Origin of the sequence: Pseudomonas frederiksbergensis, assembly GCF_017114915.1 — a bacterium.
GTDB classification, from domain to species: Bacteria; Pseudomonadota; Gammaproteobacteria; order Pseudomonadales; family Pseudomonadaceae; genus Aquipseudomonas; species Aquipseudomonas frederiksbergensis_I.
This window is the reverse complement of the sequence record NZ_JAAUOE010000051.1, coordinates 15603-27378: the sequence shown is the minus strand read 5'-3', so window position 1 is coordinate 27378 and position 11776 is coordinate 15603. Positions and strand designations below refer to the sequence as shown.

The 11776-nt window shown below is 57.9% G+C and carries 8 protein-coding genes; 3 read left to right on the top strand and 5 right to left on the bottom strand.

Annotated features, from left to right (window positions below):
• The first annotated feature begins 2286 nt into the window (after positions 1 to 2286).
• Together HCU66_RS24435 and HCU66_RS24430 are read left to right on the top strand one after the other, a co-directional pair.
• Entirely contained in the window at positions 2287 to 4746 is a 2460-nt protein-coding gene (locus tag HCU66_RS24435; RefSeq protein WP_205890974.1) for an EAL domain-containing protein, read from the top strand.
• 78 nt (positions 4747 to 4824) lie between these two features.
• Positions 4825 to 5586: an iron-containing redox enzyme family protein gene (locus HCU66_RS24430; RefSeq protein WP_241015662.1), complete on the top strand. Its 762-nt coding sequence runs from the start codon at positions 4825 to 4827 to the stop codon at positions 5584 to 5586.
• Between the two features lie 61 nt (positions 5587 to 5647).
• Here HCU66_RS24430 and HCU66_RS24425 read toward each other — a convergent pair whose 3' ends face one another.
• From HCU66_RS24425 to HCU66_RS24405, 5 genes are all read right to left on the bottom strand, one after another.
• On the bottom strand, positions 5648 to 6574 hold the full coding sequence (locus HCU66_RS24425; RefSeq protein ID WP_205890972.1) for a GGDEF domain-containing protein: 927 nt from the start codon (positions 6572 to 6574) through the stop codon (positions 5648 to 5650).
• A gap of 375 nt (positions 6575 to 6949) precedes the next feature.
• Entirely contained in the window at positions 6950 to 7690 is a 741-nt protein-coding gene (locus HCU66_RS24420; protein WP_205890971.1) for a YciK family oxidoreductase, read from the bottom strand.
• A 110-nt stretch (positions 7691 to 7800) separates the two neighbouring features.
• On the bottom strand, positions 7801 to 8472 hold the full coding sequence (mupP, locus tag HCU66_RS24415) for an N-acetylmuramic acid 6-phosphate phosphatase MupP (protein ID WP_205890970.1): 672 nt from the start codon (positions 8470 to 8472) through the stop codon (positions 7801 to 7803).
• A 4-nt stretch (positions 8473 to 8476) separates the two neighbouring features.
• Positions 8477 to 9175 carry a bifunctional 2-polyprenyl-6-hydroxyphenol methylase/3-demethylubiquinol 3-O-methyltransferase UbiG gene (gene ubiG / locus HCU66_RS24410; RefSeq protein ID WP_019650491.1) on the bottom strand — a complete coding sequence of 233 codons (699 nt, stop codon included), beginning with the start codon at positions 9173 to 9175 and terminating at the stop codon, positions 8477 to 8479.
• Positions 9176 to 9232: 57 nt separating this feature from the next.
• Positions 9233 to 10567, bottom strand: a complete 1335-nt coding sequence (locus HCU66_RS24405) for a TRZ/ATZ family hydrolase (protein ID WP_205890969.1) — start codon at positions 10565 to 10567, stop codon at positions 9233 to 9235.
• A gap of 108 nt (positions 10568 to 10675) precedes the next feature.
• On the opposite strand from HCU66_RS24405, the gene mtnA reads away from it, so the two are divergent.
• Positions 10676 to 11752: an S-methyl-5-thioribose-1-phosphate isomerase gene (gene mtnA, locus HCU66_RS24400; protein ID WP_205890968.1), complete on the top strand. Its 1077-nt coding sequence runs from the start codon at positions 10676 to 10678 to the stop codon at positions 11750 to 11752.
• Positions 11753 to 11776: the final 24 nt, after the last annotated feature.

The following is an 11776-nucleotide window of genomic DNA, read 5'->3' as shown; positions in this document are numbered from 1 at the left end:
CCAACTCTATGCTTTTGGTTGATGCCCTTAAGGTATAAATCTTTGTCTCGCCATATTCTATGGCCTGACGATCATCATGCGGTAGGAAAGAGAAAAGACCGGTCAGCAATGTTTGATAAGCGGTTTTAGTCGACCTAAGGTAGGTTGTGTATTCGGATTCAAATAGTTGATTAACGTCTGGCAGCTTTCTGGCCCTTAAATGGTAAAGAATTCGTGGGTCCAACGTTGAGACGTAACCGCTCGGGTTAATGGTTAAATAATTCGTGCTCCTGCTCTTTCCATCCGGCGTGGTGATGATCCAATCCTTGCCTTTGTGCTTTTTCCACATATAGACATCTCGAAGACTAACGCTCTTGTCCTTGAGTGATGGTAATTGCCTGGAACCCGTATCCGGTCCGTGATCCCTGATCAGTTTTCGCCCATCAGAGGTAAGTGCCGTGGGACCGAAATAATTTTTTATTTCTTTGTCAGCGATATCCGGTCTCTTGGGAATATCGACATCCATCTGAACGATAGCTGCTTTCAACGCGCCGGTATGTTTGTCGAGCGCTTCCAGGGCGCGTCCTTGTACCTCATCGGTGTAAAACGAGAGTTTNGCGCGTCCTTGTACCTCATCGGTGTAAAACGAGAGTTTGTCCTCTAGCACGATGCCATTGGCGATAGCCCAATCCACTGCTGGAGGAATCCTGCACCAGGCAATGAGTTTGAGCTCCTGCGCAGTGGCGCCTTTGGACTCTTGCAAAGGAAAGTCCACCAGTTGCTGGAAGGTCATGCGTGGAACTCGGTCAGGCTCGATGGCTTCAGCAAGGTTGAGACCATGGACAAAATTCACCCAGACCGGGGAGCTTCTGTAGGGCAAGTCAGAGGGAATATCGGATCTGTGGAAGTCACTCGGAAACTCCGATCGGTACAGACTGGCGAGCAAAATGGCCTCGGCTTCCGATGACGCGCGTTCGCTGCTCAGAAGATGATTCTCGAACTCACTCCAGATCGCCTCATAGCTTTTTCCATAGTTGGAACGCTGATACCAAGGGTATCCGGCGATGTCCTTCGGGTTGTCCTTTTCACGTCGTTCCCACAAACGAATGGCTCTGCTCAAGAGCTTGTTTTGAACGAAGGGGGATGCCTCTTCATCGGCTTTTGCGCCATACCAATCCAACTTCTCCAGTAATGCCTGCGCCAGCCGAATAGCATCGTCAGACCGCAGGATTTTTTCGAGAAATACCGTTGGCTTCTCCCGAATTTGCGTGGCAGTTGTTTCTGAAGATAAATTTTTTGCGAGATAGCCGATTAATGATGTTTCTGTTATTGGCAGGAACTGCCTGACAGCCTCATTTATTCTGACCCCGGTCGTCTCTTCAGCGGTGGGTGCGGAAGTCAACGAACCGATATCAACGCCACTGTCCAATTGCAGTGAATGACGAGCGCGTTTCTCTTCCAATGCATAAATGGCGGCTCGATGTTCGGCGGCATCTTCCGGATCCCAGGGAGTCATTCCGTAATACCCGGCCATCCTGGCGATGCTGAAGAGGCCATCGGAGCGAATCTGTCCTCCCAGTTTCTGTGCGGCTTTGTTAATTCGGGAAGTCCAGGTCGCCCATTTCGGGTTGTCGATCAGCGATAAAGTGATCGTTGTGGTTCTGTCCAGGTCAAGCGTTTGATAAACGGCCTGTTCGTCTTTCATTGTGATCGTCAGGCTTCCATATGATGCGTTCTGACGCCTGCATAGCGCCCGATAGTCATCATCTTTGATCAACGCCTGCAAGGCGCTTTGGCCATCCTGACTGTCCAGGTCCAGAGGGGAAAACGGTCGCGGTCTCATTAAAGTGTTTGCAAGCGTTCCAGATGGTTTTTCAGTCCCTCGCAAGAACGAGAGCAGAAGGTCATAGTCGTCCAGCAGGCCCTGATACTGTAATGCGTAGGAGGGGGAGGCCTTGGGGTCTGATGGAGCGTTTGAAGCAGACGCAGGTAATTGCATGATGGGGTGCCCTCTTGGACGTTATTGACTTGAGAGCTTCTGCCCGATATTGCATGGGCGAGTCGTGGAAGCTGTCCGCAGTAAATCGAATCCGAGAGCGCCAGTGGCGGTACATATATATGGCGTGTGGAATGCAGGATTAGGGCGCGTTCTTTCAATCGTGTGGCTACGAGGAGAAATACCGCTCTCCTGATATGCTGCTGCCCTCGAGCATAAGCCTGCGCAGCTTGCCTAGAGTGAGAACCCAACCTAGTCTAGCTGTAGCGTTTCGTCCGGACGACGAACGGGCAGTACAAGCAAGGGACCTCATGAAGCCAAAAAGGACTCTCGGAACGCCACGGTTGTTGGGCATCGTCTGGCCATTCATCGCCGTCGTGTTATTTCAGGCTCTGTTGGGAGGCGTCAGCCTTTACGTTCTTTCGGCGGTTCGCGGCTACGTCGGCGGTGAAAGTCTGTGGTCCAAAGGGCAGAAAGACGCCATCTATTACCTCAATCTCTACGCAGACAGTCGCGACGAGACGATCTTTTTCAAGTACCAGAACGCGATTGCCGTGCCTCAAGGCGGTCACGAATTGCGTCTGGCGCTGGATCACCAGCCACCGAATATAGAGGCCGCGCGGCTCGGGATTCTCAAGGGTGGCAATCACCCGGACGATGTCTCCAGCCTGATTTGGCTGTACCTCAACTTCCGGCACTTCAGTTACCTTGAAAAAGCCATCGAACGCTGGACGGTCGGTGACGCGTACCTGGTGCGGCTCGATGACGTCGCGCGGGAAATGCATCAGGGCATCGTCGATAGCCAGGCCACTGATGCCGACATCCAGCGCTGGAAGCAGCAGATTCTAGTCATTAATGATGGCGTGACGCCCGCCGCCAAAGCGTTCAGCGATGCCTTGGGCGAGGGCTCGCGCATGATTCTGCGGCTGCTGCTGGCGACGAACCTCGCCACTGCGCTGGGCCTGATCGTGCTGGCCTTGTTGCGTACCCATAAACTGCTCAAGCAGCGCCATGCCTTCGCCGATGCCTTGCAGTTGGAGAAAGACCGGGCGCAGATCACGCTGCAATCGATTGGCGACGGGGTGATCACCACAGACGTCGAGGGCGCTATTGCTTACATGAATCCGGCTGCCGAGGCCTTGACTCACTGGAAGGCCGAACAGGCGGCGGGGTTGCCATTGGCAGCGCTGTTCAATTTGCTGGACGAGAATGCTCAGAGCGACGGTTTTACCTTGATCGAGCATATTTTGAGCGGTCAGCTCTGCGGCGGCAGTGAACATTCCAAACTGATCCAGCGCCTGGATGGCAGCACGGTTTCGGTCACCCTGGTCGGCGCGCCGATCCGTAACATGGACAAGGTCAGTGGCACCGTGCTGGTGCTGCATGACATGACCCAGGAACGGCAGTACATCGCCAATCTGTCCTGGCAGGCGACCCATGATGCCTTGACCGGGTTAGCCAACCGTCGCGAATTCGAATATCGCCTCGAACAGGCGCTGCATAACCTGGTGCGACAGGGGGGGCGCCACGTCTTGATGTTCCTCGATCTGGATCAATTCAAACTGGTCAACGACACCTGCGGTCATGCCGCGGGCGACGAGTTGTTGCGGCATATTTGTGCGTTGCTGCAATCAGGTTTGCGCGAAGGCGACACCCTGGCTCGATTGGGTGGCGACGAGTTCGGCATTTTGTTGGAAAACTGTGCGCCGGAAGCGGCCGAGAAAATCGCCGAAGGCCTGCGCCAGACTGTGCAGAATCTGCACTTTGTCTGGAAAGGCCGGCCGTTCGTGACCACCGTGAGCATCGGTCTGGTGCACGTGACCCAGAGTCCGGCCACCCTCGAAGCCTCACTGCGTGCCGCTGACATGGCCTGTTACATGGCCAAGGAAAAGGGCCGCAACCGGGTTCAGGTCTATCACGCCGACGACTCTGAGCTGTCCCTGCGCTTTGGCGAAATGGCCTGGGTGCAGCGACTGCACATGGCATTGGAAGAAGACCGCTTCTGCCTGTATGCCCAGGAAATTGCACCGCTGGGCCCTGGCGAGCAGAGCGGCGGGCATATCGAAATCCTGCTGCGACTGCATGACGAAGCCGGGCGCATGATTCTGCCGGACAGTTTCATTCCGGCCGCCGAGCGTTATGGTTTGATGACGTCGATCGATCGCTGGGTGGTGGAGAACGTTTTCAAGGTCATTGCCCAGTGCATTGCACTGGAGCGCCAAGGGCCGCTGGCCATGTGTGCGATAAATCTGTCAGGTATTACTATCGGAGATGAGGCGTTTCTGGACTTTCTTCGTGAACAGTTTGTTGCATATTCAATTCCACCTGAAATGATTTGTTTTGAAATTACAGAAACCAGCGCGATTGCGAATTTGCCGAGCGCAATCAGATTTATCAATGAACTCAAAGGCTTAGGTTGCAACTTTTCATTGGATGACTTCTGCGCCGGTATGTCCTCATTCGCTTACTTGAAACATTTACCTGTAGACTTCCTGAAGATCGACGGGAGTTTCGTAAAGGATATGCTGGACGACCCGATTAACCGCGCCATGGTCGAAGTGATCAACCACATCGGTCATGTCATGGGTAAGCGCACGATTGCCGAGTTCGTTGAAACACCTCAGATCGAGCAGGCATTGCTGGAGATCGGAGTGGATTACGCTCAAGGGTATGTGATTGAACGCCCGCATCTGTTTACCTGGGATAGTTTGCAAAGTCGTCCTGCCAGGCCCCGCCCTTTGTTATTCAAGGCGCCCGGCACGTTCCGTTGAAACCTCTTGTCGATCTAAAAAATCACAATCAAAAGGAGCGCGACAGTGATCGACACATTCAACCGAACCGGACCCCTCATGGAAGCTGCAAGTTACCCCGCCTGGGCTCAGCAATTGATTCAGGATTGCAGCGAGAGCAAGCGCCGGGTTGTCGGACACGAACTGTATCAGCGCATGCGCGATAACAAGCTCAGCGCAAAAACCATGCGTCAGTACCTCATTGGTGGCTGGCCGGTGGTCGAACAGTTCGCGTTATACATGGCACAGAACCTGACGAAGACCCGTTTTGCGCGCCACCCTGGCGAAGACATGGCGCGTCGCTGGCTGATGCGCAACATTCGCGTCGAACTGAATCATGCCGATTACTGGGTGCACTGGAGCCGTGCTCACGGTGTCAGCCTGGAGGATCTGCAAGCGCAACAGGTTGCCCCTGAGCTTCACGCGTTGAGCCACTGGTGCTGGCACACCAGTTCGTCGGACTCGCTGATCGTGGCCATCGCCGCCACCAACTACGCCATCGAGGGGGCGACCGGGGAGTGGTCGGCACTGGTCTGTTCCAATGGCGTCTACGCGGCCTCGTTCCCTGAGGAAGATCGCAAGCGAGCCATGAAGTGGTTGAAGATGCATGCCCAGTACGACGATGCCCATCCTTGGGAAGCGCTGGAAATCATCTGCACCCTGGCGGGGATGAACCCGAGCCAATCCCTGCAGATGGAATTGCGCCAGGCGGTCTGCAAAAGTTACGACTACATGTACCTGTTCCTGGAGCGTTGCATGCAGTTGGAACTGGCAGGAAAAGCCCCGGTAGCCCGTGAGCGGATGGCGTTGGCCGAAAGCTAAAAAATCGCAGCCTTCGGCAGCCCGCAGGAGCCGTCGAAGGCTGCGATCTCTTCAAAAATACCTAACCCGCCATCGTCAACCGGTTACGCCCCTCGCGCTTGGCCACATACAACGCACTGTCGGCTCGTCGCAACAGGCTCTCGGCAGACTCGCCGGGCAGCAGGGTCGAGCAACCCAGGCTGACCGTCAGTTCGATCACCTTGCCGTCGGCCGCATAGTCCTGGGCCTGCGCCGCAAACCGCAGACGTTCGCCGACCATGGCCGCGGCTTCACGGTTGGTGTTGGACAGCAGGATCAGGAACTCTTCGCCTCCAAACCGGAACACCATGTCCACGTTGCGCAACTGGCTTTTGATCGAGGCTGCGACGGACTTGAGCACTTCATCGCCGGCACTGTGTCCGTAGGTGTCGTTGATCTGTTTGAAGTGATCGATGTCCAGCATCAGCAGCGACAGGGGTTGCGAGTGCCGTCGTGACATCTCGATTTCCCGATGCAGCGTTTGATCCATCGCGATGCGATTGCCCGTGTCTGTCAGCGGGTCGCGCAGGGCGCTTTGAGTGGCAGCACGGTAAAGCAAGGCATTGCGCATCGGAAAGAGAAGCGCCGACAGCAGCGACTCCAGATGGCCTTGTTCTTCATCGCTGAAGCGTTGATTGCGGCGAAACACCAGCTCACCCAATTGCTCGCCTTCGTGGCTGAGGCTGTAGCTGATTGAATGATGACCCCGCTGGCCGAATTGCAGGCGCAAGTCGCTGGGCTGATGCTCATAACTCAAGGCATCCAGTGGCACAAGGCGCTGAATTTCGCGGAAGAAAAGTCCGAGAATGCGTTGCGGCTCAAGACTGGTTTGCAGTTGCAGGCCCAGCTCCTGGCGCAACTGCGCAAGACTGACGGGCCGCCCCAGGAGGGGAGGCTGCTGACCAAAGCCCAGGCGCTGCAATTTGGCACTGTCGAAGTCAATTGCGTTGGTCTGGGAAGGTGATTTCATATGGCGTGAGCCCCTAAGCAGTAAGGCTGTCTTACAGGCTGGGTGAGAGCGGCTCTGGGCTGCGCGTCATACTGGTCCATCAGTCCCGTAGGACATTTGGCACGAGTTTAATCCGCTTTGCCGAAGATTAGTAACCTCTCGGCTAAAGCGCCGCCTCCGTCTGCTTTCACACGGCGTGTCTGAGTGAAATTAGAGCGAAAGTCGTGCCATTGCGTTCAGTCGAATAAAAAGCGTTCCAAATCAAAAGACTGGAAGGTTTTGCCAGGGAGGTCGCTGCGCGCGGTGTCATTTGTTTGACTTGAAACAGAGGTAGTTATCCGCGGATTTGAATGCCGCGGCGGGAAGCCGTCGCGGCACAAAAGCGACGCACGGGCGTTACTGAGCGTCGAACGCCTGGCCATTGATGCCGGTACTGTCCGGACCCATCAGGTAAAGGTAGACCGGCATGATCTCCTCGGGTGTCGGGTTGTTCAGCGGATTTTCCCCGGGGTAGGCCTGAGCGCGCATGCTGGTGCGGGTGGCGCCGGGGTTGATGCTGTTGGCGCGCACAGGGGCCACTGTGTCTACTTCGTCGGCCAGGGTTTGCATCAGGCCTTCGGTGGCGAATTTGGAAACACCGTAAGCGCCCCAGTACGCACGACCCTTGCGGCCAACGCTGCTGGAGGTGAACACCACCGAGGCATCCTGAGACAGCTTGAGCAACGGCAGAAGGGTGCTGGTGAGCATGAACATGGCGTTGACGTTGACCTGCATGACGCGCATGAAGTTCTCGCCGGACAACTGTTCGATCGGCGTGCGTGGGCCAATGATCGAGGCGTTGTGCAGCAAACCGTCGAGGTGGCCGAACTCGGTCTCGATCATTGCCGCCAGTTCATCGTATTGGTGGGGCAGGGCGGTTTCCAGGTTGAACGGGATCACGACCGGTTGTGGATGCCCGGCCGCCTCGATCTCGTCATAGACCTGAGTCAGGTTGGCTTCGGTCTTGCCCAGCAACAGCACGGTGGCGCCGTGGGCGGCGTAGGTTTTCGCAGCGGCGGCACCGATGCCGCGGCCAGCGCCGGTGACCAGGATAATCCGGTCCTTGAGCAGTTCAGGGCGGGCGGAATAATCAAACATAAAAAACCTCAACTCAAAAATGCGGACCCTGTAGGAGCCAGGCTTGCCGGCGAAGGCGTATCCAGAATCGCCATCGCCGGCAAGCCTGGCTCCTACAAAAGCATCTCAACTCAGCAACTGCACAAAGCGCTATCGAGCACCTGGCGCAACTCCAGCGGATGATCGACCACCACATCCGCGCCCCAATGCCGCGGGTTATCGTCCGGATGAATATAGCCATAGGTCACGGCGGCAGTCTTGGTGCCGGCATCACGCCCGGACTCGATATCGCGCAGGTCATCGCCGACAAACAGCACGCTGGCCGGGTCCAGGTCGAGCATCTTGCACGCCAGGATCAACGGCTCCGGGTCCGGTTTGCTGTTCTTTACATGATCCGGGCAGATCAGCAGCGCCGAACGCTCGGCCAGCCCCAGTTGCTGCATGATCGGCTCGGCAAAACGCAGCGGCTTGTTGGTGACCACGCCCCAGATCAGGTTGGCTTTCTCGATGTCGGCCAGCAATTGGCCCATGCCGTCGAAGAGTTTGCTGTGAACCGCGCAACCTTTGACATAGCGTTCCAGAAACTCCAGGCGCAGCTCCTCGAAGCCCGGCGATTCCGGGTCCATGGAAAAGGTCACTGCGACCATCGCCTTGGCGCCGCCGGAGATTTCGTCACGGATGTGTTTGTCGTTCATCGGCGGCAAACCACGGTCAGCACGCATCGCCTGGCAGATGGCAATGAAGTCCGGCGCGGTGTCGAGCAGGGTGCCGTCCATGTCGAAAAGAACTGCTCTGATACGCATCGGCTTACTCCTCGCGCAGGGTCTGGATCATGTAGTTGACGTCGACATCGGCCGCCAGTTTGTAGTGCTTGGTCAGCGGATTGTAGGTCAGGCCGATGATGTCCTTGACGGTCAGGCCGGCCATGCGGCTCCAGGCGCCAAGCTCCGAGGGGCGGATGAACTTCTTGAAGTCGTGGGTGCCGCGCGGCAGCAGCTTCATGATGTATTCGGCGCCGACGATGGCGAACAGGTAGGCCTTCGGGTTGCGGTTGATGGTGGAGAAGAACACCTGGCCGCCAGGCTTGACCATACGGAAGCAGGCGCGGATCACCGAGGACGGATCTGGCACGTGTTCGAGCATTTCCAGGCAGGTCACCACATCGAATTGCTCGGGCATTTCTTCAGCCAGCGCTTCGGCGGTGATTTGCCGGTATTCGACGTTTACGCCGGATTCCAGTTGATGCAACTGCGCGACCGCCAGCGGCGCTTCGCCCATGTCGATACCCATCACGGTGGCGCCGCGTTGGGCCATGGCTTCGCTGAGGATGCCGCCGCCGCAGCCGACGTCGAGGACTTTCTTGCCGGCCAGGTTGACGCGCTCGTCGATCCAGTTGACCCGCAGCGGGTTGATGTCGTGCAGCGGTTTGAATTCGCTCTCGCGGTCCCACCAGCGATGGGCCAGGGCTTCGAATTTGGCGATTTCGGCGTGGTCGACGTTGCTCATGGTGTCAGTCCTCTAAAACTTGAAAAATCCTGTTGCCCCGGTTTTGGTCCAGGGTGCTTACGATTCGGTATGGCCGCTGATGCGCTGGCCCCAGGCCTTGGCGGTGGCGCACAGTTGCGCTTCATCCAGGTGGGTCAGGCGGCGGTCGTCGAGCAGTTGCTTGCCGGCGACCCAAAGGTGTTTCACGCAGTCGCGGCCGGTGGCATAGATCAGTTGCGAAACCGGGTCGTAGACCGGTTGCTGCGCCAGGCCCGACAGGTCGAATGCGACGATGTCCGCCGCTTTGCCGACTTCCAGCGAGCCCGTTTCAGTTTCGATTCCCAGCGCGCGGGCGCCATTGAGCGTGGCCATGCGCAGCGCGCGATGGGCGTCCAGTGCGGTGGCCGAACCGGCGACGGCTTTGGCCAGCAGCGCGGCGGTGCGGGTTTCGCCGAGCAGGTCCAGGTCATTATTGCTGGCCGCGCCATCGGTGCCGACCGCCACATTGACCCCAGCCTGCCACAAGCGCTCGATCGGGCAGAAACCGCTGGCCAGCTTCAGGTTCGACTCCGGGCAATGAATCACATTGGTGTTACTTTCTACCAGCAGCACCAGGTCTTCATCGCTGATCTGGGTCATGTGAACGGCCTGGAAGCGCGGCCCGAGCAGGCCCAGGCGGCCGAGGCGCGCCAGCGGGCGTTCGCCGCGCTGCGCCACCGACTGCTGCACTTCGAAGGCGGTTTCATGGACGTGCATGTGAATCGAGGCGTCCAGCTCTTCGGCGATCACCCGGATTTTTTCCAGGTTTTCGTCGCCCACGGTGTACGGGGCATGGGGGCCGAAGGTGACTTTGATCCGTTCGTGATGCTTGAGATCGCCGAATAATTCGACGCCCTGACGAATGGCTTCATCCGCCGTGCTGGCGCCTGGAATCGGGAAATCGAGGATCGGAATGGCGATCTGGGCGCGAATGCCGCTGTTATGCACGCGTTCGCTGGCGACCTTCGGGAAAAAATACATGTCAGAGAAGCAGGTGATGCCGCCCTTGATCTGCTCGGCAATGGCCAAGTCAGTGCCATCACGTACGAAAGCCTCGTCGACCCACTTGGCTTCTGCCGGCCAGATATGGTTTTCCAGCCAGGTCATCAGCGGCAGGTCGTCGGCCAGGCCGCGGAACAGCGTCATTGCCGCATGCCCGTGGGCATTGATCAGGCCGGGGCCGAGCAACATGCCCGGTAACTCGCGCACTTCGCTTGCGTTAAGCTTCAAGGCCGCGGCGCGCGGGCCGATAAAGACGATACGCCCGTCGCGGATGCCCAAGGCATGCTCTTTGAGGACCACGCCAGCCGGTTCGACAGGTACCAGCCAGGTCGGCAGCAATAATAGGTCGAGCGCAGCGGTGGGGGTCGGCATCGAGGGTTGGTTCCAGTGCTTTTGTAAAGGATGGCGAAGTATACCCGAGCGTCTTCGCGGGGGGATCGCTATAATCGGCGGCTTTTGTTTATGAGTGCGGGGTGTGGGATGCGCGATCGACTGTTGGCTGCGGAGAAGGTGAAGGCCATCGATTGGCGTGATGGCGCACTGTACCTGCTGGATCAGCGTATTTTGCCGTTCGAGGAAACCTGGATCGCCTATACCAGCGCTGCGGGTGTGGCCGAGGCCATTCGCTCGATGGTGGTGCGCGGCGCGCCGGCCATTGGCATCAGTGCCGCCTATGGCGTAGTGCTGGCGGCCCGCGCCCGTCTTGCCGAAGGCGGCGACTGGCAAGCGGCGCTCGAAGAAGATTTCGCGCTGCTGGCCGATTCCCGTCCGACCGCGGTCAACCTGTTCTGGGCCTTGGGTCGCATGCGCGAGCGGCTTGAGCGCTTGAAGGATCAGGCCGATCCGCTGGCGCTGCTGGAGGCCGAAGCCCTCGCCATTCATGAAAGTGATCGCGAAGCCAACCTGACCATGGCTCAGTTGGGCGTTGACCTGATCCGCAAACATCAGGGCAACGCCCAGGCGATCCTCACGCATTGCAACACCGGCGCACTGGCCACCGGCGGCTTCGGCACGGCGCTGGGGGTGATTCGCGGGGCGTTCATCGAAGGCATGGTCGAGCGCGTCTATGCCGACGAAACCCGTCCATGGCTGCAGGGTTCGCGATTGACCGCATGGGAGTTGGCCAATGAAGGCATTCCCGTGACGTTAAATGCCGACTCCGCCGCCGCGCACATCATGAAAACCAAGGGCGTGACCTGGGTGATCGTTGGCGCCGACCGCATCACCGCCAATGGCGATGTGGCGAACAAGATCGGCACCTACCAATTGGCGGTCAACGCCATGCACCACGGCGTGCGTTTCATGGTGGTGGCGCCGAGTTCGACCATCGACATGAACCTGGCCAGCGGCGACGAGATTCCCATCGAAGAGCGTGATGGCCGCGAGTTGCTGGAAGTCGGCGGCAAGCGGGTGGGGGCGGATGTGGAAGCGTTCAATCCGGTGTTCGACGTGACCCCGGCCGACCTGATCGATGCAATCGTCACCGAAAAAGGCATCGTCGAGCGCCCGGACACCGCGAAAATGGCCCAGTTGATGTGCCGCAAGCGTCTGCATTGATGATCTGTTTTGCCTGATAAATCG

Bases quoted from the DNA above. Each gene is read 5' to 3' on its own strand.
- HCU66_RS24435 (WP_205890974.1), top strand. From the start codon at position 2,287: ATGAAGCCAAAAAGGACTCTCGGAACGCCACGGTTGTTGGGCATCGTC.
- HCU66_RS24430 (WP_241015662.1), top strand. From the start codon at position 4,825: ATGGAAGCTGCAAGTTACCCCGCCTGGGCTCAGCAATTGATTCAGGAT.
- HCU66_RS24425 (WP_205890972.1), bottom strand. From the start codon at position 6,574: ATGAAATCACCTTCCCAGACCAACGCAATTGACTTCGACAGTGCCAAA.
- HCU66_RS24420 (WP_205890971.1), bottom strand. From the start codon at position 7,690: ATGTTTGATTATTCCGCCCGCCCTGAACTGCTCAAGGACCGGATTATC.
- mupP (WP_205890970.1), bottom strand. From the start codon at position 8,472: ATGCGTATCAGAGCAGTTCTTTTCGACATGGACGGCACCCTGCTCGAC.
- ubiG (WP_019650491.1), bottom strand. From the start codon at position 9,175: ATGAGCAACGTCGACCACGCCGAAATCGCCAAATTCGAAGCCCTGGCC.
- HCU66_RS24405 (WP_205890969.1), bottom strand. From the start codon at position 10,567: ATGCCGACCCCCACCGCTGCGCTCGACCTATTATTGCTGCCGACCTGG.
- mtnA (WP_205890968.1), top strand. From the start codon at position 10,676: ATGCGCGATCGACTGTTGGCTGCGGAGAAGGTGAAGGCCATCGATTGG.